This window comes from Capillimicrobium parvum (assembly GCF_021172045.1).
Taxonomy (GTDB): Bacteria; Actinomycetota; Thermoleophilia; order Solirubrobacterales; family Solirubrobacteraceae; genus Capillimicrobium; species Capillimicrobium parvum.
Genome location: NZ_CP087164.1, coordinates 1,431,145 through 1,457,724 on the forward strand (window position 1 = coordinate 1,431,145; position 26,580 = coordinate 1,457,724).

Annotated in this window: 29 protein-coding genes; 22 read left to right on the forward strand and 7 right to left on the reverse strand. The window is 72.6% G+C overall.

From position 1 onward, the window contains the following. Positions 1-20: 20 nt before the first annotated feature. From DSM104329_RS07045 to DSM104329_RS07060, 4 genes are all read right to left on the reverse strand, one after another. Positions 21-1,421, reverse strand: a complete 1,401-nt coding sequence (locus DSM104329_RS07045; protein WP_259314692.1) for a hypothetical protein — start codon at positions 1,419-1,421, stop codon at positions 21-23. Between the two features lie 35 nt (positions 1,422-1,456). Continuing rightward, a complete protein-coding gene (locus DSM104329_RS07050) occupies positions 1,457-1,714 on the reverse strand; it encodes a hypothetical protein (protein ID WP_259314693.1) in 258 nt (85 codons plus the stop codon). Positions 1,715-1,815: 101 nt separating this feature from the next. After that, positions 1,816-2,370, reverse strand: a complete 555-nt coding sequence (locus tag DSM104329_RS07055; protein ID WP_259314694.1) for a general stress protein — start codon at positions 2,368-2,370, stop codon at positions 1,816-1,818. A 10-nt stretch (positions 2,371-2,380) separates the two neighbouring features. Continuing rightward, positions 2,381-3,820 (reverse strand): leucyl aminopeptidase family protein, encoded by a 1,440-nt coding sequence (locus DSM104329_RS07060; RefSeq protein ID WP_259314695.1) that lies wholly within the window; start codon positions 3,818-3,820, stop codon positions 2,381-2,383. A gap of 57 nt (positions 3,821-3,877) precedes the next feature. Between DSM104329_RS07060 and DSM104329_RS07065 the strand changes: the two genes are divergently transcribed. From DSM104329_RS07065 to glyA, 18 genes are all read left to right on the forward strand, one after another. Further along, positions 3,878-5,053, forward strand: coding sequence for an acetyl-CoA C-acetyltransferase (locus DSM104329_RS07065; protein ID WP_259314696.1), 1,176 nt, complete (start codon positions 3,878-3,880; stop codon positions 5,051-5,053). A gap of 272 nt (positions 5,054-5,325) precedes the next feature. After that, a complete protein-coding gene (locus DSM104329_RS07070) occupies positions 5,326-6,072 on the forward strand; it encodes an HAD family hydrolase (protein WP_259314697.1) in 747 nt (248 codons plus the stop codon). Next, positions 6,069-7,181 carry an acyl-CoA dehydrogenase family protein gene (locus DSM104329_RS07075; RefSeq protein WP_259314698.1) on the forward strand — a complete coding sequence of 371 codons (1,113 nt, stop codon included), beginning with the start codon at positions 6,069-6,071 and terminating at the stop codon, positions 7,179-7,181. Before DSM104329_RS07070 ends, DSM104329_RS07075 begins: the two co-directional genes overlap by 4 nt. Next, positions 7,178-7,939, forward strand: a complete 762-nt coding sequence (locus tag DSM104329_RS07080; RefSeq protein ID WP_259314699.1) for a spermidine synthase — start codon at positions 7,178-7,180, stop codon at positions 7,937-7,939. Before DSM104329_RS07075 ends, DSM104329_RS07080 begins: the two co-directional genes overlap by 4 nt. Before the next feature lie 257 nt (positions 7,940-8,196). Then, positions 8,197-9,054 (forward strand): sigma-70 family RNA polymerase sigma factor, encoded by an 858-nt coding sequence (locus tag DSM104329_RS07085; protein ID WP_259314700.1) that lies wholly within the window; start codon positions 8,197-8,199, stop codon positions 9,052-9,054. Between the two features lie 158 nt (positions 9,055-9,212). Beyond that, on the forward strand, positions 9,213-9,536 hold the full coding sequence (locus tag DSM104329_RS07090; protein WP_259314701.1) for a cupredoxin domain-containing protein: 324 nt from the start codon (positions 9,213-9,215) through the stop codon (positions 9,534-9,536). Between the two features lie 100 nt (positions 9,537-9,636). Then, the gene (locus DSM104329_RS07095) at positions 9,637-10,047 is read left to right on the forward strand and encodes a cobalamin B12-binding domain-containing protein (protein ID WP_259314702.1); all 411 of its coding nucleotides are present in this window, start codon (positions 9,637-9,639) and stop codon (positions 10,045-10,047) included. A 111-nt stretch (positions 10,048-10,158) separates the two neighbouring features. Further along, the gene (locus DSM104329_RS07100; RefSeq protein WP_259314703.1) at positions 10,159-10,950 is read left to right on the forward strand and encodes an electron transfer flavoprotein subunit beta/FixA family protein; all 792 of its coding nucleotides are present in this window, start codon (positions 10,159-10,161) and stop codon (positions 10,948-10,950) included. A 1-nt stretch (position 10,951) separates the two neighbouring features. After that, a complete protein-coding gene (locus DSM104329_RS07105; RefSeq protein WP_259314704.1) occupies positions 10,952-11,929 on the forward strand; it encodes an electron transfer flavoprotein subunit alpha/FixB family protein in 978 nt (325 codons plus the stop codon). Positions 11,930-11,934: 5 nt separating this feature from the next. After that, positions 11,935-13,671: an electron transfer flavoprotein-ubiquinone oxidoreductase gene (locus DSM104329_RS07110; RefSeq protein WP_259314705.1), complete on the forward strand. Its 1,737-nt coding sequence runs from the start codon at positions 11,935-11,937 to the stop codon at positions 13,669-13,671. Positions 13,672-13,749: 78 nt separating this feature from the next. Next, positions 13,750-14,499, forward strand: coding sequence for a CARDB domain-containing protein (locus DSM104329_RS07115; protein ID WP_259314706.1), 750 nt, complete (start codon positions 13,750-13,752; stop codon positions 14,497-14,499). Between the two features lie 26 nt (positions 14,500-14,525). Beyond that, entirely contained in the window at positions 14,526-14,744 is a 219-nt protein-coding gene (gene rpmE, locus DSM104329_RS07120; RefSeq protein WP_259314707.1) for a 50S ribosomal protein L31, read from the forward strand. Positions 14,745-14,758: 14 nt separating this feature from the next. Beyond that, positions 14,759-15,763 carry a DUF1385 domain-containing protein gene (locus tag DSM104329_RS07125; RefSeq protein ID WP_259314708.1) on the forward strand — a complete coding sequence of 335 codons (1,005 nt, stop codon included), beginning with the start codon at positions 14,759-14,761 and terminating at the stop codon, positions 15,761-15,763. A 63-nt stretch (positions 15,764-15,826) separates the two neighbouring features. Continuing rightward, a complete protein-coding gene (locus DSM104329_RS07130) occupies positions 15,827-17,134 on the forward strand; it encodes a hypothetical protein (protein ID WP_259314709.1) in 1,308 nt (435 codons plus the stop codon). Between the two features lie 103 nt (positions 17,135-17,237). Next, positions 17,238-18,299 (forward strand): peptide chain release factor 1, encoded by a 1,062-nt coding sequence (gene prfA, locus DSM104329_RS07135; RefSeq protein WP_259314710.1) that lies wholly within the window; start codon positions 17,238-17,240, stop codon positions 18,297-18,299. A 148-nt stretch (positions 18,300-18,447) separates the two neighbouring features. Then, the gene (prmC, locus tag DSM104329_RS07140) at positions 18,448-19,257 is read left to right on the forward strand and encodes a peptide chain release factor N(5)-glutamine methyltransferase (RefSeq protein ID WP_259314711.1); all 810 of its coding nucleotides are present in this window, start codon (positions 18,448-18,450) and stop codon (positions 19,255-19,257) included. Next, positions 19,251-19,871: an L-threonylcarbamoyladenylate synthase gene (locus tag DSM104329_RS07145; RefSeq protein WP_259314712.1), complete on the forward strand. Its 621-nt coding sequence runs from the start codon at positions 19,251-19,253 to the stop codon at positions 19,869-19,871. Before prmC ends, DSM104329_RS07145 begins: the two co-directional genes overlap by 7 nt. A 28-nt stretch (positions 19,872-19,899) precedes the next feature. Continuing rightward, entirely contained in the window at positions 19,900-21,195 is a 1,296-nt protein-coding gene (gene glyA, locus DSM104329_RS07150; RefSeq protein ID WP_326924486.1) for a serine hydroxymethyltransferase, read from the forward strand. 9 nt (positions 21,196-21,204) lie between these two features. On the opposite strand, the gene DSM104329_RS07155 is transcribed toward glyA, so the two are convergent. Both DSM104329_RS07155 and DSM104329_RS07160 read right to left on the reverse strand, forming a co-directional pair. Continuing rightward, the gene (locus tag DSM104329_RS07155; RefSeq protein ID WP_259314713.1) at positions 21,205-21,600 is read right to left on the reverse strand and encodes a hypothetical protein; all 396 of its coding nucleotides are present in this window, start codon (positions 21,598-21,600) and stop codon (positions 21,205-21,207) included. Then, entirely contained in the window at positions 21,597-22,211 is a 615-nt protein-coding gene (locus DSM104329_RS07160) for a hypothetical protein (protein ID WP_259314714.1), read from the reverse strand. Before DSM104329_RS07160 ends, DSM104329_RS07155 begins: the two co-directional genes overlap by 4 nt. Positions 22,212-22,333: 122 nt before the next feature. Between DSM104329_RS07160 and DSM104329_RS07165 the strand changes: the two genes are divergently transcribed. The 3 genes from DSM104329_RS07165 to DSM104329_RS07175 all read left to right on the forward strand — a co-directional run bounded on the left by DSM104329_RS07165 (position 22,334) and on the right by DSM104329_RS07175 (position 24,520). Next, positions 22,334-23,476 carry a glycosyltransferase family 4 protein gene (locus DSM104329_RS07165; protein ID WP_259314715.1) on the forward strand — a complete coding sequence of 381 codons (1,143 nt, stop codon included), beginning with the start codon at positions 22,334-22,336 and terminating at the stop codon, positions 23,474-23,476. Between the two features lie 319 nt (positions 23,477-23,795). After that, positions 23,796-24,002 (forward strand): hypothetical protein, encoded by a 207-nt coding sequence (locus tag DSM104329_RS07170; protein WP_259314716.1) that lies wholly within the window; start codon positions 23,796-23,798, stop codon positions 24,000-24,002. 155 nt (positions 24,003-24,157) lie between these two features. After that, complete coding sequence (locus tag DSM104329_RS07175) at positions 24,158-24,520, forward strand: cupin domain-containing protein (protein ID WP_259314717.1); 363 nt, start codon at positions 24,158-24,160, stop codon at positions 24,518-24,520. Here the strand turns inward: DSM104329_RS07175 and DSM104329_RS07180 are convergent. Further along, positions 24,510-25,790 carry a cytochrome P450 gene (locus DSM104329_RS07180; protein ID WP_259314718.1) on the reverse strand — a complete coding sequence of 427 codons (1,281 nt, stop codon included), beginning with the start codon at positions 25,788-25,790 and terminating at the stop codon, positions 24,510-24,512. The genes DSM104329_RS07175 and DSM104329_RS07180 overlap by 11 nt on opposite strands. 142 nt (positions 25,791-25,932) lie before the next feature. Here DSM104329_RS07180 and DSM104329_RS07185 point away from each other — a divergent pair, with 142 nt between their 5' ends. Continuing rightward, entirely contained in the window at positions 25,933-26,436 is a 504-nt protein-coding gene (locus tag DSM104329_RS07185; protein WP_259314719.1) for a metallophosphoesterase family protein, read from the forward strand. Positions 26,437-26,580 lie beyond the last annotated feature (144 nt).

A 26,580-nucleotide genomic window follows, 5' to 3' on the forward strand; every position in this document is an offset into this window, starting at 1 on the left:
CGACGCTGTCCGGTGTCAGCTCATGGCCGGCGCGGCAGCCCGTCCGCCACCCGGCCGCGGGCCTCCTGCCACGCCCGCCGCTCGCGCAGGACCAGCGCGGCGAGGGCGACCGCCACGATCGCGAGCACGATCGCCTCGCCCGTGCCGATCGTGCCGCCGAATCGGGGCAGGACGTCCTGCACGCCGCCCCAGGGCACCGCACCGCGCGGCGGCTGCAGCGTCCCGTCGCCGAACCGCGCGCCGAGGATCAGCCACGCGCTTCCGGCGAGGGTCACCGCGGCCAGCGCCGCGCCCGCGCGCGGAGCGTGGCGCAGCCCCCAGGCGGCGAGCGCCGCGCCGACCGGCACGATGGGCACGAGCAGCCTGGACGGCGCCCAGGCCCCGTGCAGGTCGGGCGCCAGGAACGTCGCGACGGCGAGCTGCACCGCGCACAGCGTCGCGAGGAAGCCGGCCGCCACCTCGACGTCCACCTGGTCGCCCACGATCACGGCGAGCCGGTCGCGCCGCGAGCGCCACAGCAGCCACAGCGCCAGGAACCCGAGCGCGGCGAACGGCGCCCAGCGCAGCATCCCGTCGTCGCGGTCCAACCACCACCCGACGACCCGCGGCCAGCGCTCGAGCGCGTCGCCGACGGAGCCCGTGCCCAGCGCGCCGTTCGCCGCCAGCGACGGCGCGTACGGCGTCAGCCCGCCGAACAGCCGATCGGTCAGCGTGATGAACAGGATGCCGGAGAACAGCATCACCTCCACGGCGAGGAACGCCGCGAAGCGCTGCCGCCGGCGGCTCAGCCAGCGGGCCAGCGCCAGGGCGCACGTCGCGGCCGCCGGCACGAGCGACGTGGCCAGCCACGGGAGCATCGCGATCGGCCCCGCCGCCCCGACCGCCTGCAGCCGCTGCGGTCGCTCCCGCACGCGCAGAGCGCCGAGCGCGGCGGCGGCCAGCACCGCTCCGCCGACCGCCTCGGGCGAGACCCGCGTCGCGGCGGCCACCATCGGCGGCGAGAGCCCGGCGACCAGCGCGGCGGTCGTCGCCCACGGGTCGGGCACGAGCCGCCGCCCGAGCGCCGCCGCGCACACGAAGCCCAGCGCCGTCAGCGCCGCCAGCCAGAGCTGCACGAGCGTCGTGCCGCCGAGCGCGTACGCGGGGGCGATCAGCAGGGGAAAGCCGATGCCCTGAGGCTCGAGCAGCCGCCCCTCGACGGTCCCCGCCGTCGGTCGCAGCGGCGGGCCGCCGTACGCGGTCCACGCACCCTCGCGGTACTGGTCGCGCAGGTCGAGGTCGCCGTCGGAGACGATCGACTCCGCGGTGAGCAGCACGTGGCCTTCGCGGGCCGACCAGCGCTCGCCGGGCGAGGCGTCGAGCCCGACGGTGGCGGAGTAGACGGCGAAGAGCAGCAGCCAGAGCAGCAGGGCGCGGCGCACCCGGGAAGCCTATGGGCCGTGCCGACGGGCGCCGGTCAGGCGAGGACCAGCGCGAAGACCACGAACGAGAGCAGGAACGCCAGGACGTACGCGCCGAGCGTCCGGTCGCCGTCCTCCACGAGCAGCATCGCGCCCGTCACGACGACCCCGCCGAGCAGCAGCGCACTGCGCGTCCCCGGGTTGTGCAGGTTCGTGCTCATGACCACCAGCGACGTCGCCGCGGCGAGCGCCACGATGAGCAGGCCGCCCAGCGCGTGAATGCGCGTGTGGGGTGACAGCTTGAGCGGAGACATCGCGAGGTCCGGGGAAGTATGACGCCTTCGTCTCGTAGATGACAGAGCGACAGTAGCGGCCCCCGGGCGGCCTGTGCGGCGGCTCGGCCGGCCGGCGCGGGTCAGGCCCCGGCGGGCGGCGACGCCGGGGGCGGCGAGCCCGCGGACGGGTCCGGCATGCTCGGCGGCGCCGTCGCGCCCGTGGCCGGGGCCGAGGACGCCCCGCCGTCGAGGATGCGAATCGCCTCGGCGGCGACGTCGTCGTCGACCATCACGTCGTAGTGGTCGGCGGTCATCCGGCTCGCGGAGCGGAAGTCGCGCTGGCCGCCGGACGCGGCCTGGTAGATCGCGCCGAGGATGGCGCCGAGCACCGCGCCCCAGATGAGGCCGTAGAGGATGAGCCAGCCGGCCGCGACGTCGTTGGCCGAGATCGCCCACAGGAACAGCCCGAACAGGACGCCCACGACGGCGCCCTGGCCCGCGCCGCGCAGGGCGGCGGAGCCGACGGTCTCCCGGCCCAGCACCTGCTCCTCGAAGCGCAGGCCCCGGCCGACGATCGCGACCCGTGACACCGGGAAGCCCGCGTCGGACAGCCGGTCGACGGCGCGCTGTGCGTCCGGGTAGGAGTCGTACGTGCCCACGGAACGGCGGGCGCTGGCGGTGGTCTGATCGGCCATGGCGAGCAAACTACGCGAGCGCGCGGGCCAATTCCACAAGGATACGGACGCCCCACCCGCTGGCGCCCTTGGGCGCGTAGGCCTTGCCGGAGTCCCAGCCCACGCCGACGATGTCGAGGTGCGCCCACGGCACATCGCCGGTGAAGCGCTGCAGCAGCTCGGCCGCCGTGATCGAGCCCGCCACGCGGCTCTCGACGGCGTTGACGAGGTCGCCGACCGTGCCCTTGACGAGCTCGGCGGTCTCGGCGTGCAGCGGCAGCCGCCAGACGATCTCGCCGCTGCGCCGGCCGGCCTCGGCGACCGCCTCGCACCACGCGTCGTCGTCGCCCAGCAGGCCGGCGTGCGTGCGCCCGAGGGCGCTGAGGATCGCGCCGGTGAGCGTCGCCACGTCGACGAGCCGCTCCGCGCCCTCCTCGACCGCGTGCGTCAGGCAGTCGGCGAGCACGAGCCGGCCCTCGGCATCGGTGTTGTTGACCTCGATGGTGAGGCCGGCCTTCGTGTGCAGGATGTCGCCGGGGCGCATCGCCGATCCGTTGATGAGGTTCTCCGTCGCGCCCACGACGGCGAGCACGCGCACGGGCAGGCGCAGGCGCGCGATCGCGCCGACCGCCTCCAGCACCGCGGCGCCGCCCGCCATGTCGAACTTCATCGCGACCATGCTCGCCGCGGGCTTGATCGAGAGGCCGCCGCTGTCGAACGTCACCGCCTTGCCGACCAGCCCGAGCAGCGGGCCGCTCGCGCCTTCCGGCTCGTAGCGCAGCGTGATGAGGGCCGGCTCGGCCTCCGAGCCGCGCGCCACGGCGGCGAACGCGCCCATCCCGCGGCCCTCGATCGCGGCGCGGCCCTCGACGGTGGCGGTGATGGCGTCGTGCTCGGCGGCGAGCTCCCGGGCCCGCTCGCCGAGCGCGGTCGGCGTCATGACGTTGGCGGGCGCGTTCGCGAGGTCGCGGGCGGCGTTCTGCGCCTCGCCGATGACCCGGCCCGCCGCCACGGCCTCGCCCACGTCGTGGTGGTCGGAGAGCACGAGCCGCTCCAGGCGCGCCGGGGCATCCTCGGGCGGGCGGCGGAACCGGTCGAACCGGTAGGCGGCGAGCAGCGTCCCCTCGACGAGCGCCTCGACGACGTCGGCGCCCACGTGGTGGGGCACCTCCCAGCACAGCGACCGCGTGCCGAGGGCGTCCAGGTGGCCCGCCGCGACCGCGGCCAGCACCCGCGCGCGCTCGGCGTCGAACGCGTCGCGCTCGCCGAGGCCGATCAGCAGCCAGCGCTTGCCCTCGGCGTGCGTGAGCGCGACGTGCTCGAACGACCGCCGCGCCTCGCCGGTCTCCAGGAGGCCCTGCAGCGGCGCGCCCTCGAGATCGTGGGCGACGTCCTTGCCCTCGAATACGCCGACCACCACGGTGTCGGCGTCGGTGTCCCGGGGTGGGGCGGTGGTGGCGATCACGTCCATGGACCCGCGAGTCTAGGATCCGGGCACGCATTCGCTCGCAACGAGAGGCCGTTCCCGATGCCCAAGACCGTCGTCCTCAGCGCCGCCCGGACCCCCATCGGCAAGATGGGCGGGGCGCTCGCCACGCTCGATGCCACCGAGCTCGGCGCCCGCGCGATCTCCGCCGCGCTCGAGCGCGCGAGCGTCGAGCCCGAGCAGGTCGAACACGTGATCATGGGCCAGGTGCTGCAGGCCGGCCAGGGGCAGATCCCGTCGCGCCAGGCGCAGATCAAGGCGGGCATCCCGAAGGAGGTCTCCTCGGAGACCATCAACAAGGTCTGCGCGTCCGGCGTGCGCGCCACGGTGCTGCTCGACCAGGCGATCCGCGCGGGCGACGTCGAGGTCGGCGTCGGCGGCGGCATGGAGTCGATGTCGAACGCGCCGTACCTGCTGCCCGGCGCCCGCTTCGGCTTCCGCATGGGCGACGTCAAGGCGCTCGACGCGATGGTCCACGACGGCCTGACGAACCCGTTCACCGGCAAGCAGATGTTCGTCGAGGCCACGGAGGTCGGCGACGAGCTCGAGATGACCCGCGCGGACCTCGACAAGTGGGCGCTGCGCTCCCACGAGCGCGCGATCGCAGCCACCGACGAGGGCCGCCTGCCCGAGGAGATCGTCCCGGTCACCGTGAAGTCGCGCAAGAGCGAGACGGTCGTCGAGGTCGACGAGGCGCCGCGGCGCGACAGCTCGCTGGAGACCCTGGCCAAGCTGCCGGGGCTCGCGTCGAAGGAGGGCACGCACACGGCCGGCAACTCGCCCGGCGTCAACGACGGCGGCGGCGCGCTGGTGCTCGCCTCCGACGAGTGGGCGAGGGCGAACGGCAAGGAGGTCCTCGCCGAGATCGTCACCCACGCCCAGACCGCCGACGAGTACGCCTACCTCGCCCGCACCCCCGCGAGCGCGGCGAAGAAGGCGCTCGAGCGCGCCGGCCTGACCGCCGGCGAGATCGACCTCTGGGAGATCAACGAGGCGTTCGCCTCCGTCGCCCTGAACTCCGTCCGCGTGCTCGGCATCGACGAGGACAAGGTCAACGTCAACGGCGGCGCGGTCGCCCTCGGCCACCCGATCGGCGCGTCGGGCGCCCGGATCATCGGCTCCCTCATCCTCGAGCTCCGTCGCCGCGGCGGCGGGCTCGGCTGCGCGGCGATCTGCTCGGGCGGTGGCCAGGGGGATGCCATCATCGTCCGGGTCTGAGGCCCCCACGGGATCTGTACCGTGACCGACCACCGGAGCGGTCACCTCCGCTATCTCAGAGCGAAGGTGGGAGGTCGAGAGCGAAGCGGTCACACCCGGCCCACGGGTCAGGCCCGAGAGCGAAGCGGTCACACCCGGCCCACGGGTCAGCCCCGAGAGCGAAGCGGTCTCACCCGGCCCACGGGTCGTGTGACGTGACCGACCAGCGCAGCGGTCACCGTCGCACTCCTGAAGCGGAGCTGGGAGGTCTGGAGCGGAGCGGTCACATCGGAGTGTCGCCCGCCGCCGCCTTCTTCGACCTCGACCGCACCCTGATCGCCGGCTCGTCCGGCTTCCACTGGGCGCGGGCCGGCGCGCGGGCGGGGATCATCCCGCGCCGCCGGCTCTACGCCGACGCCTGGGCGAACCTGCAGTTCCGCCTGCAGGGCTCCACCGACGAGGCGACCGCGAAGGTCCAGGAGCGGGTCAGCGCGATCATCGCGGGCCGCCGCGCGGTGGAGTTCGCGCGGCTCGCCCCGATGGTCCTCGCCGGCGTGCTGCCGCGCGTGTACCCGCGCATGCTCCAGGTCGCCTACGACCACCAGGACGCCGGCCGCCCCGTGTACATCTGCACCGCCGCGACGCAGGGGACGGCGGACATGCTCGCCACGGTCCTCGGCTTCGACGGCGGGCTGGGCACCCAGCTCGAGGAGGAGGACGGCGTGCTGACCGGACGCATCCAGGGCCCCTTCAACTACGGCGAGGGCAAGCCGGTCCGCATGCGCGAGCTCGCGGGCGAGGAGCGCATCGACCTCGCCGCGTCGTGGGCCTACAGCGACTCGGCCTCCGACCTCCCGATGCTGCGCGCCGTCGGCCATCCGGTTGCGGTGAACCCGGACGCCGAGCTGGCCCGCGTCGCGCGCGAGGAAGGCTGGGAGGTCATGCGCTTCGAGACGCTGGGCCGCCGGCTGAAGATCGGCGCGGCGGCGGTCGCGGTGGCGGCGGCGGGAACCGTGGCGCGCAAGGTGGTGCGGCGGTGACCCTCGCCGAGCTCACCGACGAGCAGCGTGCGATCCGCGACCTGGCGCGCCGCTTCGCCGACGAGGTCGTCGCGCCCGGAGCGGCGGAGTGGGACCGCGAGCACCGCTTCCCGCTTGAGGTCTTCCGCCAGCTCGGCGAGCTCGGCCTGATGGGCGTCTGCGTCCCGGTCGAGCACGGCGGCGCGGGCGCGGACTTCCTCTCCTACATCCTCGTCCTCGAGGAGCTCTCCCGCGCGGACGCCGGCGTCGGCGTGACCGTCGCCGTCCACACGAGCGCGGGGACGCTGCCCGTCCTCGCCCACGGCGACGACGGCCAGATCGCCCGGATCGTGCCGCCGCTCGCCCAGGGGCACGAGCTCGCCGCCTTCGCGCTCACCGAGTCCGGCTCCGGCAGCGACGCGGGCGCCCTGCGGTCCCGCTACGACGCGGACACCGGCACGGTGACCGGGACGAAGCAGTGGATCACCAACGGCTCCTACGCGCGCCACGTCAACGTCTTCGCGCGCGAAGGCGAGCGCGTCAGCGCGTTCGCCGTGCGCGACTTCCAGGCCGTGCGCGAGGAGGACAAGCTCGGCCTGCACTCCTCGTCGACCGCGGACCTCGTCTTCGAGAGCAGCCCGGCCGAGCGGCTGGGCGCCGCCGGCGCGGGCATGCGCATCGCCCTGCAGACGCTCGACGGCGGGCGGATCGGGATCGCCGCGCAGGCGGTCGGCATCGCGCAGGCGGCGCTCGACCTGGCGGCCGGGTACGCGAAGGAGCGCCACGCGTTCGGCCGGCCGATCGGCGGCTTCCAGGCGATCGGCCACAAGCTCGCCGAGATGCAGACCGAGATCGAGGCCGCCCGGGCGCTCGTCTGGCGCGCCGCGCGCGCAAAGGACGCCGGGCGCCCGCACACCGTCGAGGGGGCGCAGGCGAAGCTGTTCGCCTCGCGCGTCGCGCGCCACTGGACGGGCGAGGCGATCCAGGTGCTCGGCGGCTACGGCTACACCCGCGAGTTCCCGGCCGAGCGCTACTACCGCGACGCGAAGGTCACCGAGATCTACGAGGGCACCTCCGAGATCCAGCGCCTCGTGATCGCCCGCGGGCTGCTGGGCGACATCGCGCGGTGAGCCGCCGGCGGCGCGCCGCCGCGCAGCCGGCGCCGCCGGGGCGCGCGCGGGTGCTCGCCGACGGCACGCGCCGGACGCTGCTCGTCGACGGTCTCGAGGCCTCGGTGGTCGACCTCGCCGATCCGCGGCACCTCGAGATCCCGTACACGCGCTGGATCGCCGGCGTGCTCGAGGCGACCGCGCCCGGCGACGTCCTGCACCTCGGCGGCGGCGCGTGCACGCTCGCGCGGTGGCTTGCCGCCGTGCGCCCCGCCTCGCGGTCGCGGGTCCTCGAGGTCGATGCCGACGTGGTCCGGGTCGCCCGCGAGCAACTGGGGCTCGACGACGTGCCCGGCCTGCGGGTGAGCACCGCCGACGCCCGCGCCGGGGTGTCCTCGCTGCGGCCGCGCTCGTTCGACGCCGTGGTCGCGGACGTCTTCGTCGGCCCCCGCGTGCCCGACCACCTGTGCACGGTGGAGGCCCTCGCGGACGTGCGGCGCGTCCTGAGGCCGGGCGGGGTCTACGTCGCGAACCTCATCGACGAGGCGCCGCTGCGGCGCGCCCGCCGCCAGGTCGCCACCGTCGCCGAAGTCTTCGGGCCGGTCACGCTCATCGCCGAGCGGGCGGTGCTCGGCGGGCGCCGCGCCGGGAACCTCGTGGCCGCCGCAGGGCGCACATTTGCCCGAGGTCCGATTGGCCGGGCGGCCAAAGGGGCAGACGTGTTGGAGGGCGAGTCAGCCGCGCTCTGGTGCGGCGGCGCCCGCCCTCTGCGCGACTAGAGCAGCACGATCACTCGGGCACGACTAGGCGAACACGCTGAGACCTGGTACCATTTTGAGGCACTCGGAGCGCGCTCGTCGTGCTGCGCGCACTTCCGGTCTACGCGGACCGTCCGCTCCGATGCCGCGATTCTTGCGCCCAAGGGCGCAACATCACGCCCAGCCACCCGTTGCATTGTTGCGAAGGCAACGGAATTGGCGTAGAATACATACCTTTGAACTCGGATATTTGACCTTGATGAAGGAAGTGATGAAGCGTGGCGGTTGATCGCCTCCATGAGCGGCCGCTCGACGAACTCGAGCCGACGGACCTGCTTCTCGAGCAGGCGTCCGTCTACCCGCTCCTGACAAAAGAAGAGGAGGTCGTGCTCGCGAAGCGCGTCGAGCAGGGCGACCTCCATGCGAAGGGCCGGATGATCAACTCGAACATCCGTCTGGTGGTGTCGATCGCCCGACGGTACCAGGGCCAGGGGATGCCGTTCGCGGACATCGTCCAGGAGGGCATGTTCGGGCTGATCCGCGCGGTCGAGAAGTTCGACTACCGCAAGGGCTACAAGTTCTCGACGTACGCGACCTGGTGGATCCGCCAGGCGATCCAGCGCGGCCTGGACAACCGGGCGCGCACGATCCGCCTGCCCGCGCACATCGCGCAGCGGGCCCGCAAGGTCGGCCGCGTCGAGCGTGAGCTGACGGTCCGTCTCGAGCATGACCCGACCGACGCCGAGATCGCCAAGGAGGCGGGCCTCGAGGTCGACGAGGTCACGCGCATCCGCGCGCTCGACTACGAGCCGCCGAGCCTCGACCGCCGCGTCGGCGACGACTCGGACTCGGCGACGCTGGGCGAGCTGCGGCCGTCGGACGGACCGGCGCCGGACGAGGCGGTGCAGGAGCTCGACATCCGCGCCCGCCTGGAGCGCGCCGTCAAGCTGCTGCCCGAGGCCGAGCAGAAGGTCATCGCCGCGCGCTTCGGCGCCGGCGGCGAGCTGCTGGCGCCCGGCGAGCGCATCGAGCGCAAGCTCGGCGTGACCGCCAAGGAGGCCCGCGAGCTCGAGGCCCGCGCGCTGCAGCGCCTGGCCGAGATGGGCGACCTGCAGGACCTGCGCGAGGCCGCGTAGGACCGCTCGACCGGAACCTGACTGATTGCGAAGGGCGCCCTGGCGGCGCCTTTCGTCATTGTGGGACACTCGCTCCGGCGGCGGGGAAGGAACGGTGCCGGCCGGGCGTCAGTCACCTCGTCGGCCGATCTGCCCTCTCGAGCTCCGAGGTGCTCTGCATGAAGCGATTCATCGCCCCCGTCCTTGCCGTCGCCGCCGCCGCCGCGCTGGTCGCCGTCCCGGCCTTCGCCGCTACGAAGACCGCCGGTCTGAAGGACAACTCCTTCGTCCCGAAGACCATGACCGTCAAGAAGAACACGACGGTCAAGTGGGTCTGGAAGGGCAAGGCCCCGCACAACGTCACGGTCCAGAGCGGCCCGATGAAGTTCCGCTCGAACACCCAGACGAGCGGCTCGTTCTCCAAGAAGCTCACGAAGAAGGGCACCTACAAGCTCCACTGCACGATCCATCCGGGGATGGATCAGACGATCAAGGTCCGGTAGGCCGCCGCGCTCGGCGAGTTGGGCCCTGGGAGGGCCCAATTCGCCAACGGCTCGCAGCGCACCGCGTCCGGGACGGCGCAGGTCGTATTGTTCCGCCCCGATGAGCGCCGCCGCCACCCAGCACAAGATCCGCGTGGTCGTCGCCAAGCCCGGTCTGGACGGTCACGACCGCGGGGCGAAGATCATCGCCCGCGCGCTGCGCGACGCGGGGATGGAGGTCATCTACACGGGTCTGCACCAGACGCCGGAGCAGATCGTGGAGACGGTGATCCAGGAGGATGCCGACGCGGTGGGGCTGTCGATCCTCTCGGGCGCGCACATGACGCTCGTGCCGAGGATCGTCGAGCTGCTCTCCGGGCAGGGCATCGACGACGTCATCGTCACGGTCGGCGGGACCATCCCGGCCGACGACATCCCCGAGCTCAAGTCGCTGGGGGTCGCCGAGGTGTTCACCCCGGGCGCCTCGACGCAGGACATCATCGACTTCATCCAGGGCGCCGTCACCCGCTGAGCCCCGCCCGGCACCGCCGTTCGGGGGGTGCCCGAGGCCTTCGTTGACTTGCGAGTCAACGAACGGGGTAGCATCCCCGGCGTCCGATTTGCCCCAGAGGAGGACTCGAAAGTGAAGATCTGCGTGCTGGTGAAGGAGGTGCCCGACGCGGCGGTGACCAAGCGCATCGACCCGTCCACGGGCCGCCTTGACCGCGGCGGCGAGAAGAACCTCAACCCGTATGACACGCACGCCATCGAGGCGGCGATGCAGCTCAAGGAGGGCGGTGAGGTCCAAGTCGACGAGATCATCGCCGTGACGATGGGCCCCGGCTCGGCCGTGCGTGCGCTGCACAAGGCCGTGTCGCTGGGTGCCGACCGCTCCGTCCATCTCTCCGACGATGCGCTGGCCGGCTCCGACGTCGCCGCGACGGGGTACGCCCTGGCCCAGACGCTCAAGCGCGAGAGCCCGGACCTCGTCCTGCTCGGCCAGCAGAGCGACGACGGCGAGTGCTACACGATCGGCGCCGTCGTGGCCGACCACCTGCAGATGCCGTCGCTGACCCAGGTCATCAAGATGGACGTCTCGGACGGCGGCCTGCGCTGCGAGCGCCAGGCCGAGTACGGCTACGACACCGTCCAGGTCGAGCTGCCCGCCGTCATCTCGGTGGGCGACGCCATCAACGAGCCCCGGTACCCGTCGCTGAAGGCGATCATGGGCGCCAAGAAGAAGCCCCTCGACGCGCTCGGCACCGGCGACGTGGAGATCGACGCGTCACGCGTCGGCACCGACGGCTCGCAGGTCGAGTGCGGCAACTTCAAGGCCCCGCCGGCCAAGTCCGCCGGCCTCATCATCGAGGACGAGGACACGAACGAGACGGTCGAGAAGATCGTCGCCTGGCTCGACGAGAGGAAGCTGATCTGACATGGCGGGAATTCTCGTCTACGCCCTCCACTACGAGGGCGCGTTCAACAAGAACTCGCTCGGCGCGGTCGCGGAGGCGGCGCGCCTGGCGTCCGAGCTGGGCACCGAGGCCCACGCGATCGTCGTGGGCGAGGGCGTCTCCGACGACCTCGCCGGCCAGCTCGGCGGCTACGGCGCCGCGAAGGTCTTCAAGGTCGAGGGGCCCGAGGGCCTGTCGCAGCCGGTCGTCGATGCGATGGCCAAGGTCATGACCGACAACGGCCACGACTACGCGCTGTTCGGCGGCGGCCTGCTCGGCTTCGAGATCGGCGCCGGCCTGGCCGCGCGCATCGGCGCGGGCGTGACGATGGAGGTCACGAGCGTCAGCGTGGACGGCGGCAAGCTCGTCGCCGAGCGCCCGATCCTCGGCGACTCGTCGATCTCCGAGTCCCGCTACAAGGGCAAGGGCATCATCATCGGGCGCCTGAACGCGTTCGAGGTCCCGGCCTCCAACGGCGGCACGGCCGCGGTGGAGACCGTCGACGTGGAGTTCTCGCCCTGGTCGACGAAGGCCAAGATGGTCCAGCGCGGCGAGCAGCGCGGTGCCGACGTCGACATCGAGGGCGCCGACGTCCTGATCGCCGGCGGCCGCGGGCTCGGCAAGCCCGAGGGCTTCGACCAGCTCCAGGACCTGGCGGGCGCCTTCGGCGGTAACTCCGCCGTCGCCGCCACCCGCGCGGTCGTCGACGCCGGTTGGTACCCGTACGCGGCGCAGATCGGCCAGACGGGCAAGACCGTCGCGCCGAAGCTGTACCTCGCGGCGGGCATCTCGGGTGCCATCCAGCACAAGGTCGGCATGCAGTCCTCGGAGAACATCGTGGCGATCAACAAGGACTCGAACGCCCCGATCTTCGAGTTCTCCGATCTCGGCATCGTCGGCGACCTGAACAAGATCGTGCCGAAGCTGATCGAGGCCGTGAAGGCCAAGAAGGGGAGCTGATCGCCGTGGCCGGCCACAACGGTGTCGCCGTCCCGGCGGCCTATCCGCCTCCCGTCGATTCGCCGAACGAGTTCATCAAGCGCGAGCTCGATGCCGAGGACGAGCGGATCGAGGTCGGCGTCGCCATCATCGGCGGCGGCACCGCGGGCCTGGCCACCGCCAACCGCCTGCTGCAGCTGCTCGCCGACGACGAGGAGACGCTCGAGCGCCTCGGCGAGGTGCCCGTCGCGGTCATCGAGAAGGCCAAGACGTGCGGCGGGCACAACCTGTCCGGGGCGGTCGTCCGCCCCGGGCCGCTGCAGGAGCTCTACCCCGAGTACTCGCGCCAGCAGTGGCGCGAGGAGGGGTGGGCCTTCGGCGAGGTGACCAAGGAGGCGGTCTACATGACGCCGACCTCCAAGCACGCGATCCGGATCCCGCCCCCGCCGCCGTTCAAGAACCACGGCAACGAGGTCGTCTCGGTGTCGGCCCTGGCGCGCTTCCAGCAGCGCCTGGCCGAGGAGGGCGGCGCGTACGTGCTGACGGAGACCGCCGCCACGCAGCTGCTCGTCACCGACGGCGCCGTGCGCGGCGTGCGCACCGGCGACAAGGGCCGCGGCAAGGACGGCCAGCCGCTGGGCAACTTCGAGCCGGGCACGGACGTCACGGCTCAGCACACCGTGCTGGCCGAGGGCTGCTGGGGCTCGCTCACCGGCGCCGCGATCCGCGAGTTCGGGCTGTCGGAGGGCCGCGAGCCGGCCGTCTGGGAGCTCGGCGTCAAGGAGGTCTGGAAGGTCCCCAAGCCGCTGGATCGCCTCATTCACACGATCGGGCCGTGGCCCGTGAAGATCCGCTCGAAGTACGGGCAGATCGGCGGCACCTGGATCTACCCGATGAAGGACGCCAGGACGGGCGACGACCTCGTCTCGATCGGGTTCGTCATCGACCTCGAGTACGCCGACGCGACCACGTCGGCCCATGACCTGCTGCAGCAGTTCAAGCTGCACCCCCTCGTGCGCAAGATCCTCGAGGGCGGCGAGCGCATCGCCTGGGGCGCGAAGGCGCTGCCGGGCGGCGGCTACTGGTCGATGCCCAAGCTCACCATGCCGGGCGCGCTGCTCGTCGGCGACTCGGGCGGGATGGTCGACACGGTGGCGCTCAAGGGCGTCCACCACTGCATCAAGTCGGGCATGCTCGCGGGCGAGGCGATCTACGCCGCGCTCAAGCGGGGCTCGACCGACCTGTCGTCCTACGAGGAAGCGGTCGAGGAGTCCTCGATCGGCACCGAGCTCTACCAGGTGCGCAACACGCGCCAGCCGTTCCAGAAGGGGTTCCTGCGCGGTGGGCCGATCGTCAACCTGGCGATCGCGACGAAGGGCAAGCTGCCCGGCGGGCGCCTGGACTGGCATCGCAACGACGCGAAGCCGATGTTCATCGGCGACACGGCGAAGGGCTATCCGAAGCCGGACGGCAAGTACACGTTCGACAAGCTCTCCAGCGTGTTCATCACGGGCAACGCGACCCGCGACGATGCGCCGAACCACATCCGCGTGCAGAAGAACGTCCCCCGCGTGATCGCGGAGACGTGGAAGTGGATGTGCCCGGCGGGGGTCTACGAGATCCCCGATGACGCACCGGAGGACGGCAACGTCGACGTGGTCGTCAACTACACGAACTGCGTGCAGTGCGGGGCGATCACCGCCAAGGGCGGCCGCCTGACCCCGCCCGAGGGCGGCGACGGGCCGCTCTACCAGGTGACCTGAGCGTTCGGCGGCGAACAAGTCGCCGCGGGGGCCGGAAAGGACGCAACCTTTCCGGCCCTCGCTTGTTCTGTGGGGAGCATGCGCCGCCTGGCCCTCATCCCGCTCCTCCTGGCTCTCGCCGCGCCGGCCGCGGCCTCGGCGGCGCCCGCGTCGGCGGTCTCGACCGGCATCGACCAGTGCGTCGTCGCCGGGTCGGGCACCGCCGGGTCGGTGCAGTTCCGCAGCCGGATGACCGCCGTGCCCCGCAGCCAGCAGATGTGGGTGCGCTTCGACCTGCAGGCGCGGCTTTCGGGCGACAGCGGCTACCAGAACGTGAGCACGCGCGACAACGGGTGGATCAAGTCCAACGCCGGCGTCGACGAGTTCATCTGGCACAAGCTCTTCCAGGGGCTCAGCGCGCCCGGCGACTACCGCGCGCGCGTCCGCTTCCGCTGGCTCGACGCCGACGGCAAGGTCGTCGACTCGGCCTCGCGGCGCACCGCGGTGTGCAGCCAGCCGGACATGCGGCCCAACCTCGAGCTGACCTCGCTCACCGCGGAGAGCACGGGGGACGCCGGCCAGTTGCGCTATGTCCTCGGGCTGCGCAACACGGGCAAGGGCGACTCCGCCGCGTTCGACATCTCCTTCAGCGTCGGCGGCGCGCCGCGCCCGCTCGTCAGCGTCAGCGGCCTACCCGCCGGGCGCAGCCAGACGGTTGCCTTCGTCGGCGACCGCTGCCGGCCCGGCGAGCCGGTGCGACTGGAGGCCGACCCATCCGACCGGATCGCCGAGGTCGACGAGGCCGACAACGTGCTCTCGACCACGTGTCCCGCGCCGGTTCGGCGCTGATCGGCGTCGCTAGACTGGTGTGGACCATGAAGACCGGAATCCACCCGGAGTACGTCGAAGCGCACGTCCGCTGCACCTGCGGAAACGAGTTCACGACGCGCTCGACCCAGAACGAGATCCACGTCGAGATCTGCTCCAACTGCCACCCGTTCTACACGGGCCGGCAGAAGCTGGTCGACACCGGCGGCCGCGTCGAGCGCTTCAAGCGCCGTCAGGCTCGCGGCCGCGCTGCCGGCGCCTCCTGAAGCACCCCTCTGACGTGACCGACACCGCTCGGCCGGCCGACGGCCAACTGGTCGCTTCCCGCGACCTGCCCGTCGGCGGCCAGGCGGTGCTCGAGGGCGTGATGATGCGCGGCGTCTCGACCTGGGCCGTCGCCGTCCGCAAGCCGCTGCCCGACGAGGTCGGCGAGGATGGCGTCGATCCGGAGACGGGCGCCCACGGCGAGATCGAGGTGCAGTCCTTTCCGCTGACGTCGATCCTCAAGCGCCACCGGCTGCTGCGGCTGCCGATCGTGCGGGGGGTCGTCGCGCTCGGCGAATCGCTCGGCATCGGCTTCCGGGCGCTCAACATCTCCGCCAACGCCCAGATCCCGGAGGGCGAGCGGGAGATCAGCGGCGGCGTGTGGGCCGGCACGATCGTCGTCGCGCTCGTGTTCGCGGTGGGCCTCTTCTTCGTCGTGCCGGTCGGCCTGACCAGCCTGCTCAAGGACGTCCTCGACTCGTCGTTTCTGTTCTGGCTCGTCGAGGGCCTCGTCCGCACCGCGATCTTCCTCGGCTACCTCGCCCTGCTCGCGCGGATGCGCGACCTGCGGCGCGTGTTCGAATATCACGGCGCCGAGCACAAGACGATCTCCTGCTACGAGGCGGGGCTGCCGCTCACGCCGGAGAGCGCGCAGCGCTTCTCGCGCCTGCACCCGCGCTGCGGCACGAGCTTCCTGCTGATCGTGATGATCGTCGCGATCTTCATCTTCGCGCCGATCGGCCTGCCGGCCTGGTACTGGCTCGTGCTGACGCGCATCGTCGGCGTACCGCTCATCGCCGGCATCTCGTTCGAGATCATCAAGTTCGCCGGGCGCAACCGGCGGCGCGGGTGGGTGCGCGCGCTCATGTGGCCCGGCATGAAGCTCCAGCTGCTGACGACGCGCGAACCGGACGCGCAGCAGCTCGGGGTCGCGATCGCCGCGCTCGAGGCGGTCCTGGCCGTCGAGACCCCGGGCGAGCACTCCGCCGAGGACCTCGTCGGCGTCGAAGTCGTCGCCTGAGCGGCGAGCGGCTGGGCGCCAACTCGGTTTGGGACGTGCACGTATCAGTCGATGACCTATCGCATGCGCCGCCCCACCGTCTGGCTCTCCGTGCTGATCGCCGCCGCCGCGGTCGCCGCCCCGGCTGCCTCCGCCGCCGGGAAGAAGCATGACCGGCGGGGCGGCAAGGTCACGCACGCCTGGCCGCACCGCAAGGGCGCCAAGCCGCCCGCCAACCCGCTGGCGAAGTGGCTGGCGAGCCAGGTCGGCCCGGTGAGGACCCGGCGGGCCGGCAAGCGCCACCGCCTCGTCGCGACGGCCGCCCAGAGCGGCACGACGGGCACGACGAGCGTGACGTTCGGCTCGTCCTTCGGCTCCTCCCTGCTGCTCGTGCGCTCGTTCGACATCCCGAAGTCCGACAGCGACTACGACCGTCTCGCGAACCTGTCGTGGACGTACGACAACGCTCTCGCCGCGCTCGGGTTCATGGAGTACGGCCAGCGCACGCAGGCCGAGCAGCTGCTCGACCAGCTCCAGGCGCTGCAGATCGCCGACACCGGCGCGCTCGGCTTCGCCTACGACGTCGCCACCGGCGCCACGGCGAGCCAGCCGCGGGCGAACGCGATGGCGTGGGTCGGCATCGCCGCCGTGGCCTATCGCTCGAAGTACGGCAACTCGCGCTACGACAAGCTCATCAGCGGCGTCGCGAAGTACCTGCTCGCTCTGCGCCGCTCCGACGGGCTGCTGCTCGGTGGACCGGACGTCCAGTGGGTCTCCACGCAGCACAACATCCTCGCCGCCGAGTTCTTCCGCGCCGCCGGCATCGAGTTCGGGACGAAGAAGATCAACAACGGCGAGATCACCGGCACGACCCTGACGAACCAGTACGACGTGACCGCGAACGCGATCGTCGGCAAGCTCCTCGTCCAGGCCGGATCGCAGGCGTACTTCGTCCAGGGTCTCAACGACGCACGGATCCCGCTCGACGTCCAGTCGCTCGGCTCGGTCTTCCTGTCCAACCGCCGCGATGCCCGCGCGACGCAGGTCCTGTCGTGGCTGCAGAGCAACCTCTACATGCCTCCCCGCGTCGTGGGCGGGGTCACCTGGAGCGGCTACAAGCCGTTCGCCGGCTCGACCTCGCCGAGCCTCGTCTGGAGCGAGGGCACGGTGCAGGCCGACTGGGCGTTTCACCGGCTGAACGTCTCCAACCCGGCGGCCGACGCGGCGGTGCTCGGCATCCTCGGCACGACGAACGGCGGCGCGACCGGCCCGGCCGGCGCGGACCGCGCCGTGAGCGATCGGCTGTGGGGCGAGTTCCCGAGCTGGCCGACGTCGGCGGCGGGCAGCTGGATGCTGATCCTCGGCGGCGGCGGGGACATCCTCTTCGCTTGACCGCATGCCGCTGCTCGAGCAGGGGCTGAACCGCACGCCGCGCCGGTCGCCCGGGGCGGCTGCGACCGCTACCAGGTGGGGCGGTCCGGCTAGCCTCGACCGGGTGATCGAGTCGCTCGTCGAACAGATCGAGGCGCGCTTCGCGGAGCTCGAGCGCCAGGTCGTCGATCCCGCGGTGATCGGCGACCGCCAGCGCTACGCGGGCGTCGGGCGCGAGTACCGGCGCCTGCAGCCGGCGGCGGAGCTCGCCGCCGAGTGGCGGCGCGCCGTCGACGACGCCGCGGGCGCCCGCGAGCTGCTCGACGAGGGCGACGATCCGGAGGTCCGTGAGATGCTCGCGACCGCCGAGGCGCGCATCGAGGAGCTCGAGGAGGCGATCCGCCTCGCGATGGTCGAGCGCGATCCGAACGACGACAAGAACGTCATCGTCGAGATCCGCGGCGGCGCCGGCGGCGACGAGGCCGGCATCTGGGCGGGCGACGTGTACCGGATGCTCACGAAGTACGCCGAGCGCCTCGGCTTCCAGACCGAGCCGCTCGACGTGCGCGACGGCGAGTACACGTTCGCGGTCAAGGGCGACGGCGCGTACTCCGTGTTCAAGTTCGAGGGCGGCACGCATCGCGTGCAGCGCGTGCCGGTCACCGAGTCCCAGGGCCGCATCCACACGTCGACGGCCACCGTCGCGGTGCTGCCCGAGGCCGAGGACGTCGACGTGCAGATCGAGCCCAACGACCTGCAGATCGACGTCTACCGCTCCAGCGGACCCGGCGGCCAGTCGGTCAACACGACCGACTCCGCCGTACGCATCACCCACAGGCCGAGCGGGATCGTCGTGTCGATGCAGGACGAGAAGAGCCAGCTGCAGAACCGCGACAAGGCGATGCGCGTGCTGCGCGCGCGCCTCTACGAGCAGGCGCTGGCCGAGCAGCAGGCCGAGCTGTCGGCCGACCGCCGCTCGCAGGTCGGCACGGGCGAGCGCGCCGAGAAGATCCGCACCTACAACTACGGCGAGCGGCGCGTGACCGACCACCGCATCAAGCTCACACAGCACAACCTCGAGGACGTCCTCGAGGGCGAGCTCGACGGCTTCACCGCCGCCCTGCAGTCCGACGAGAAGCGCCGCGCTCTCGAGGCGGCCCATCACCCGACCCTCGACTCGAGATGACGTCCGTCGATCATCGCCACGCGGCGTCCTCGACCACTCGAGATCCCAGGGGGATTCCTCCGGGTCTGCGTCCTTGCCCGGCGGCGCCGACGGACGCCCCTTCCAGCCGACGGTCGGGCGATGAACCGCCGGCGCAGGCGAGCGGGGCTTGACCGCGGTCGCCGAGGCGCTGGACTCGGCGCTCGTCGCGCTCACGGCCGCCGGCGTGGACTCACCGCGCCTTGACGCCGAGCTGCTGCTCGCCGACGCGCTCGGCGTGGACCGCACGCGGCTGTACGTCGATCGCGACCTGCGCGTCGAGGGTGCGGCGGTGCGGCGCTTCCAGGACCTCGTGCGCCGGCGTGCGGTCGGCCGCGAGCCGGTCGCGTACCTGCTCGGACGCAAGGGCTTTCGCCGGCTGGAGCTCGAGGTCGACGCGCGGGTGCTCGTGCCGCGGCCCGAGACCGAGCTGCTCGTGGAGGTCGGCGTCGCGGAGCTGGCGGCGGGCGCGCGCGTCATCGACGTCGGTACCGGCTCCGGCGCGGTCGCCCTGGCGCTCGCCGACGAGCGGCGCGACCTGCGGGTGACGGGCTCCGACGTGTCCGCGGCCGCGCTCGACGTCGCCCGCGCGAACGGGGCACGGCTGGGCCTCACGGTCGACTGGATCCTCGGCGACGGGCTCCCGGCGGGCGACTGGGACGCCGTCGTCGCCAACCTCCCGTACGTCGAGTCCGGCGAGCGCCTGGCGCCGGAGATCGCGCACCACGAGCCGGCCCTTGCGCTCTTCGCCGGACCTGACGGGCTCGACGCGATCCGCGCGCTGGTCGCGCGCGCCGCGCACCGGATCGGCTGGGTCGCGCTCGAGCACGGCGCGACGCAGGGTCCCGCGGTGCGCGCGCTGCTCGGCGGCGCCGGCTACGCGCAGGTGCGCACCGAGCCCGACCTCGCCGGCCACGAGCGGGTGACCGTCGGATGCTGACCGCCTCCGACGCTGCCACGTTCGAGCGCTGCATGGCGGTGGGCGGCATCGCCCTGTTTCCCGCCGACACCGTCTACGGCTTCGCGTGTGATGCGCGCACGCGCGAGTCGGTCGAACGGCTCTACCTGCTCAAGCGGCGTCCGCTGTCCAAGCCGTCGGCGGTCATGCTGTTCTCGCTGGAGCTCGCCCTCGCCGCCGTTCCCGAGCTCGGCCCGCGGACCCGCTCGGCGCTCGAGGCGCTCCTGCCCGGCGGGGTGACGCTGCTCCTGGCCAACCCCGCGCACCGCTTCCCCCTCGCGTGCGGGGACGACCCGGAGACGCTCGGCCTGCGCGTCCCCGCCCTGCCGCCCGCCGCGGATGCGCTCGGCGCGGTGAACTGGCCGATCCTGCAGTCCAGCGCCAACCGCGCCGGCGAGCCCGAGGCACGGACCGTCGGCGAGGTCCCCGCCGGCCTGCGCGAGGCGGCCGACCTGGTCCTCGACGCCGGGCCGTTGCCGGGCACGCCCTCGACGGTGGTCGACCTCCGCCGCTTCGAGGCGCGCCGCCAGTGGTCGATCGCGCGCGCCGGTGCCGTCGGCGAGGACGTCGTCGACGCCGCGCTGGCCGCGCTATGACGGCGCCGGGCGCTGATACGGTGGCGGCGTGAGCCCGCCCGATCTGCCCTCTGACTTCTTCTCCCGGCCGCTGGCCGAGGTCGACCCCGAGATCGCCGACGTCCTGGCGCGCGAGCTGGACCGCCAGCAGCGCACGCTCGAGATGATCGCGTCGGAGAACTTCGTCCCGCAGGCGGTCCTCGAGTGCCAGGGCAGCGTCCTGACGAACAAGTACGCCGAGGGTTATCCCGGCAAGCGCTACTACGGCGGCTGCGAGTTCGTCGACATCGCCGAGCAGCTCGCGATCGACCGCGCCAAGGAGCTCTTCGGCGCCGAGCACGCCAACGTCCAGCCGCACGCCGGCGCGCCCGCGAACACGTCGGTGTACTTCGCGCTGCTCCAGCCCGGCGACACGATCATGGGCCTCTCGCTCGCGCACGGCGGGCACCTCACGCACGGCATGAAGATCAACGTGTCGGGCAAGCTCTACGACATCGCGCCCTACGAGGTCGACCGCGAGACGAGCCGGATCGACATGGACGAGGTCGCGCGGATCGCCAAGGAGCGCCGGCCGAAGATGATCCTCGCGGGCTGGTCGGCCTACCCGCGCGTGCTCGACTTCCCGCGCTTCCGCGAGATCGCCGACGAGGTCGGGGCGCTGCTCGTGGTCGACATGGCGCATTTCGCCGGCCTCGTCGCCGCGGGGGAGCATCCGAGCCCGGTGCCGTACGCCGACGTCGTGACGACGACGATCCACAAGACGCTCGGCGGCCCGCGCAGCGGCATGATCCTCTGCCGCGAGGAGTACGCGAAGAAGATCGACTCCGCCGTCTTCCCCGGCCAGCAGGGCGGCCCGCTCGAGCACGTCATCGCCGCGAAGGCCGTCGCGCTGCGGATCGCGGCATCGGAGGCGTTCCGCGAGCGCCAGCGCCGCACCGTCGAGGGCGCGAAGGTGCTCGCCGATCAGCTCATGGCCGCCGGCCACGGCGTCAACGTCCTCACGGGCGGGACCGACGTGCACCTGGCGCTCGTCGACCTGCGCGAGTCCGAGCTCGACGGCCAGCAGGCCGAGGACCGGCTGCACTCGATCGGGATCACGGTCAACCGCAACGCGGTGCCGTTCGACCCGCGGCCGCCGATGGTCACGAGCGGCCTGCGCGTCGGCACGCCGGCGCTGGCGACCCGCGGCCTCGGCGCGGACGACTTCGCCGAGATCGGCCGGATCATGGCCGCGGCGCTGACGCCCGGCTTCGAGGATCGCCGGGCCGAGCTGACCGAGCGCGTTTCCGCGATCGCCGACCGCCACCCGCTCTACGAGCACCTGGGAGCCTCCGCCGCGGTGTAGCCGCTCGGGTCAGTCGCCCGCCGGCTGGTAGCGGGCGACCCCGAACGCGAGGATCAGCGGCACGTTGACCGCGTAGACCACGAGCGACAGCAGCGTGACGACGAGCGCGTCGCCGCGGACGTGGTTGAGGATGAACACGTAGGCCAGCAGGGCGGCGGTCGTCATGTAGGCGAGCGACGCCCAGCGTGCGACGGTGAAGAACGTGCGCCAGGCGAAGTCGTGGACGCGGCTGAGCGCGACGAGGTTGGCGACGACGATGGCGGCGGACACGGCGAGCAGCACGATCGGCAGCGTGAGCGAAACGGGCTGCGGGATGTGCGCGGCGAGGTAGATGCCGCCCGCGACGATGAGCGCCAGCGAGACGATCGCGAGCTCGCCGACGGGCGGCAGCCGGCGCTCGGTCATGCCCCCGACGCGATCTTCGTCATGATCACCAGCGTCGCGACCTGCATCGCCCCGGTGATGCCGGCGGTGACGACGAAGCGCCGCATCAGCCGGGCGATCAGCTCCCCGTCGGGCGCCGGCTTGCGCAGCTCGTACAAGACCGCGATGTTCGCCGGCTCGAGCACGCCAAGGGCGACGATCGCCATCACGCCGACGACGACGTACGACGCGACCAGCCAGTCGTGGTTGAAGTACTCGGTGCTCGTGTAGCCGAGGTGGCTGGCGAGCTGCCAGCCGGCGGTCAGCGTGACGGTCACGAGCACCGGCATCAGCAGGACCATCTTCGGCATGAGCCGGGTGGAGAACTCGACCCGGGCGCCGATCGACATGCGGGCGATGATCGGCCCGACGATGAAGCCGAGGAACAGGTCGACGCCGGTCCACAGGCCCCCGAACGCGACGTGGAAGAACTCGAGGGCCCAGAGCCGGTCGGTCGCGATCGCCACGACGAGGGCCACGAGGATGACGGCGGCGATCGGCAGTCCGGCGACGGGCACGATGCGCAGCTCGCGACGCGGCGGGGCCGCGAGATCGCGGGGACCGAGCGGTGCGTCTTGCACGACGTCAGCCACGGACGCCAGCGTACCCGCGGGCGCGCCGCGCGCCAAGAGCCGAGCCTCGGGACCCGTCGCGGCGTCCGCACGACGCGCTCGCGCGCGGGGCGGTCGGGCGCTCCTGCGATGCTCCGCTGCCCATGGACGTGCTCGACGCGGTGCTCGGCTTCATCGTGGCCGCGGCGGTCGCCGCCGGGCTGACGCCGCTCACGGCGCGGTTCGCCCGTGCCGTCGGGGCCGTCGACCAGCCCCGCGAGCGCGGCCTGTCCGTGCGCGCGACGCCGCTGCTCGGCGGGCTCGCCATCCTGGCGGGGGTCCTCGTCGGCGCGCTGCTGTTCCTGGCGCTCGACACCCAGCTGCGGGCGATCCTCGCCGGCGGCATCCTCATCACGGCGATCGGCGCCGTCGACGACCGCTTCGACCTGCCGGCGTGGCTGAAGCTCATCGGGCAGGTCGCTGCGGCGACGATCCCGGTCGCGTACGGCGTGGAGGTCGACCACGCCACGATCCCGTTCGTCGGCGCGGTGGACTTCGGCAACCTCGGCGGGCCGCTGACGGTGCTCGGGATCGTCGCGGTGATGAACGTCGTGAACTTCTCCGACGGCATCGACGGCCTGGCCGCCGGCGTCTGCGCCATCGCGGGCGCGACGTTCGCGATCATCGCGTTCGACCTGGGTCGCGACAGCGCGGGCGTGCTGGCGGCGATCGTGTCGGGCGCCGCGATCGGCTTCCTGTTCTGGAACTTCTATCCGGCGTCGGTCTTCATGGGCGACGCGGGAGCGCTGCTGCTCGGCCTGCTGCTCGCCTGCGTTGCCGTGCAGGGCTCGCTGAAGACGAACGCGATCCTCGCGCTGATCTTCCCGCTGCTGGTCCTGGCGGTCCCGTTCCTCGACACGACGTTCGTCGTCCTCAAGCGGATCAAGTACCGAAGGCCGGTGTACTCCGCCGACCGCTGGCACCTGCACCACCGCCTCAGCAACATCGGCTTCAGCCAGCGCCGGACGGTGCTCTACCTCTACACCTGGACGCTCATCCAGGCGGGCCTCGCGCTCGCCCTGCGGTTCGTGCCGTACTCCGACAACGGCGGGCAGTTCAACCTCGGGTGGTCGCTCGTGATGATCGCCCTCGGGCTGCTGGCGCTCGCCGCCTCGGCCTACCTCGTCTACGTCCTCGAGATCCTGAAGTTCAAGCGCCGGTTCGCCCGGCGCCGGCCGGAGGCGACGGACGAGGACGTCCGGCGCCAGCTCGAGACGGGCGAGTTCGAGGCCGTCGAACCCGACTGAGGCGATGGTGTGGCTAGCCGTACTGGCGCGCCGCCGGCCGGGTTGGTACGGTCGTCGGCGACCCCTCCGAACGACGGAGGAGACGACGTTATGCGCAGCGATCTCACGCACATCAGCACGAAGCGATCCGCCGCCCCGCAGGCCGGCGGCGCGGTTCGTGCCGCCGCAACGCCGCTCGCGTCCTAGACCTCGTCTCTCGGACCGCGGGCGCGCCGCCCGCGAGATCCGGCCCCGACGTCACATCGCTGACGTCCCGTTCGTCTCCCGGGCGGTGGCAGGCGTCATGCCTACCACCAACCACCCAACGGAGGGATGCGCAGTGTTCACCACGCAGTTCAACCACGAAACGCTCCGCCACCGCAGCGCCGCAGCGCCCCCGCGTGGCATCGAGCATCTCATCGAGTACCGCACGATGCACCCGCCGTCGCCGAGGCGCCGGCTGGACGTGCGCCGGCTGATGGCCGGCGGGCTCGCGCGCACCGCGCGCCGGCTCGACGGCGAAGCGGCCCGGCGCGCCATCGCATAGGGCCCACGGGGCCCGGCCTCCGGACGCTCGGGCCGGTACGAAACCTTGATCGGCTCGGGCGTCCGTCGGCACCGCGGACGCGTTCTCTCGCGCGGCGGGGGAAGCTCAACAGGCTCCTGGCGGGCATGCGGGCGGCCGCGCATATGCTCGCCCCCATGCACGTCGCCAACATCGAGGACGCGGAGTCCTTCATCACCAAGGACGGGTCGGCGATCCGGGAGGTCGCGGGGCCGGTCTCGCTGCCCGCGGTCAACCAGTCGCTCGCGGAGGCCACGGTGCCGGTCGGCGGCGCCACCGACGAGCACTACCACCGCCTCACCGAGGAACTCTACTACTTCATCGCGGGCCGCGGGCGCATGCGCGTCGACGGCGAGGACCGCGACGTGAAGGTCGGCGACTGCGTCGTCATCCCGCCGGGCGCGCGCCACAAGCTGTTCAACGAGGGCGACGAGCCGCTCGTCCTGTTGTGCTGCTGCGCCCCGATGTACTCGCACGACGACACGATCATCACCGAGTGAGGATCGCCCGCGTCCCGCGCGGCGGGCCGAGCACGATCGCCCGGCGCGTGCTGCGCCTCGGGGGCGGGTCGGCCGCCCGCAGGTCCGCGCGCGCGAGCACCTCGCCGAGCACGACGCGCATCTCGGTCGTCGCGAAGGACGCGCCGACGCAGCGCCGGATGCCGCCGCCGAACGGCAGCCACGTGTAGGTCTGCGGCGCGTTCTCCAGGAAGCGCTCGGGCCGGAAGGCGTGCGGCTGCGGGTAGAGGTCCTCGCGCCGGTTGACGAGCCAGATCGCCGGCGAGACCTTCGTGCCGGCGGGCAGGTCGTAGCCCGCGACGGTGGCGGGGGCGGTGAGCCGGCGCACGACCGCGGGGATCGGTGGGCGCAGGCGCAGCGCCTCGGCGACGACGGCGTCGAGGAACGCGGTCTCGCCCGCGCGCGCTCCCGCGATCGCGCGCGCGTGCGCGTCCGGGTGGGCGAAGAGCAGGGCGAACGTCCAGGCGAGCGACACCGCCGTCGTCTCGTGGCCGGCGAGCAGGAGCGTCATGAGCTCGTCGCGCATCTCGGCGTCGGTCATGTCGGTGGCGGCGAGCATCGACAGGACGTCCTCACGGCCGGCGAGGCCGGGGTCGGCGCGGCGGCGGGCGATCTCGTCGAAGAGGATCGCGTCGATCCGCGCGCGGGTGGCGAGGAAGGTCCGCCACGGGCTGCCTGGGCCGAGATCGCGGCGGAACGCGGGGAGCATGGCGACGACCTGCGCGCCGCCGCGCGGCATGAGGCGGCGCAGGAGCGCGCGCAGCTCGGCCAGCCGCGCGTCCTGCTCGATGCCGAAGACGACCCTCAAAATCACCTCGAGGGTGATCGCGCGCATCCGGGCCTCGAGCGCGAACGGCTCGCCCGCGGGCCACCGGTCGACGTCCGCGCGGGCGATCTCGGCCATCGTCGCGGTCCAGCGCCCGAGGCGCGAGCCGCGGAACGGGGGCAGCAGCAGACGCCGCTGGCGCACGTGCGGCTCGTCGTCGAGCAGCAGGATCGAGTGCGCCCCGACCGCGGGCTCGAGCGGCGCGTTGCCCTCGCCGGCGTGGAACACCGCTGGGTCGCCGGTGAAGACGTCCTTGATCGCCTCGGGGTCGGCGAGGAAGACCTGCGGCCCGAACGGGAGATGCAGGACGAAGACGTCGCCGAAGCGCTCGCGGCTGGCGAGCATCCACGCCTCGGGGCGCAGGATCCAGCGCAGCGCCTGCCACGCGCGGGGCTGCGGCCACTCAGGCGGACGACGCGGTGTCATCAGTCCAGGGTACGTGCTCCACACACGCCGCGCCGGGCGGTTGGCGAGTTACGTCGCCCCACGCGACGCTAATCGCCACGCGGACCCCTGCGACGCTGTGCGACGCCAATCGCCACGCGCGCCCCTGCGACGCTGTGCGGCGATGGTGCGCATCGCGATCGTCTCCGACACCCACCTGCCGCGCGGCCGGCGCCGCATCCCGGCGGCGGCCCTCGCCCGGATGCGCGCAGCCGACCTGATCCTGCACGCCGGCGACCTCAGCGCCGCCACGGTCCTCGACGAGCTCGAGGCGCTCGGGCCGCCCGTGTTCGCGGTGGCCGGCAACGTCGAGGAGCCGCAGGTCCGGATGCGCCTGCCCGCGCGCCGCGTCGTGGAGGCCGGCGGGGCGCGCATCGGCCTGGTCCATGACGCGGGAGCGGCGCGCGGACGCCTCGCGCGCATGCGCGCCGCGTTCCCAGACTGCGACGCCGTGGTGTTCGGCCACTCCCACATCCCGCTGCTCGAGCGCGACGAGGCGGGTTTCACCATCTTCAATCCGGGTAGCGCCACTGAGCGGCGCCGACAGCCGCACCACACGATGGGGGAGGCGACGGTCGATGACGGGCGTCTCACCTTCGAGATCGTCCCGCTGGACGATGACGGCTAGCACCACGCCCGGACTTTGTGCGGATCAGGGCAACCTGTCACAAACCTGTTACAAAGTCCGCCGACGCGCTATGCTCCGTCCCAGCCGCCGCCTCACCGCAGCGCACGCCGGGTCTCACATCCCTATGGTCCCCCGCCTCCGGCG

Coding starts and splice junctions, on each gene's coding strand:
- DSM104329_RS07050 (WP_259314693.1), bottom strand. CDS start 1,714: ATGTCTCCGCTCAAGCTGTCACCCCACACGCGCATTCACGCGCTGGGC.
- DSM104329_RS07055 (WP_259314694.1), bottom strand. CDS start 2,370: ATGGCCGATCAGACCACCGCCAGCGCCCGCCGTTCCGTGGGCACGTAC.
- DSM104329_RS07060 (WP_259314695.1), bottom strand. CDS start 3,820: ATGGACGTGATCGCCACCACCGCCCCACCCCGGGACACCGACGCCGAC.
- DSM104329_RS07065 (WP_259314696.1), top strand. CDS start 3,878: ATGCCCAAGACCGTCGTCCTCAGCGCCGCCCGGACCCCCATCGGCAAG.
- DSM104329_RS07090 (WP_259314701.1), top strand. CDS start 9,213: ATGAAGCGATTCATCGCCCCCGTCCTTGCCGTCGCCGCCGCCGCCGCG.
- DSM104329_RS07095 (WP_259314702.1), top strand. CDS start 9,637: ATGAGCGCCGCCGCCACCCAGCACAAGATCCGCGTGGTCGTCGCCAAG.
- DSM104329_RS07105 (WP_259314704.1), top strand. CDS start 10,952: ATGGCGGGAATTCTCGTCTACGCCCTCCACTACGAGGGCGCGTTCAAC.
- DSM104329_RS07115 (WP_259314706.1), top strand. CDS start 13,750: ATGCGCCGCCTGGCCCTCATCCCGCTCCTCCTGGCTCTCGCCGCGCCG.
- rpmE (WP_259314707.1), top strand. CDS start 14,526: ATGAAGACCGGAATCCACCCGGAGTACGTCGAAGCGCACGTCCGCTGC.
- DSM104329_RS07130 (WP_259314709.1), top strand. CDS start 15,827: ATGCGCCGCCCCACCGTCTGGCTCTCCGTGCTGATCGCCGCCGCCGCG.
- DSM104329_RS07145 (WP_259314712.1), top strand. CDS start 19,251: ATGCTGACCGCCTCCGACGCTGCCACGTTCGAGCGCTGCATGGCGGTG.
- DSM104329_RS07155 (WP_259314713.1), bottom strand. CDS start 21,600: ATGACCGAGCGCCGGCTGCCGCCCGTCGGCGAGCTCGCGATCGTCTCG.
- DSM104329_RS07165 (WP_259314715.1), top strand. CDS start 22,334: ATGGACGTGCTCGACGCGGTGCTCGGCTTCATCGTGGCCGCGGCGGTC.
- DSM104329_RS07175 (WP_259314717.1), top strand. CDS start 24,158: ATGCACGTCGCCAACATCGAGGACGCGGAGTCCTTCATCACCAAGGAC.
- DSM104329_RS07180 (WP_259314718.1), bottom strand. CDS start 25,790: ATGACACCGCGTCGTCCGCCTGAGTGGCCGCAGCCCCGCGCGTGGCAG.
- DSM104329_RS07185 (WP_259314719.1), top strand. CDS start 25,933: ATGGTGCGCATCGCGATCGTCTCCGACACCCACCTGCCGCGCGGCCGG.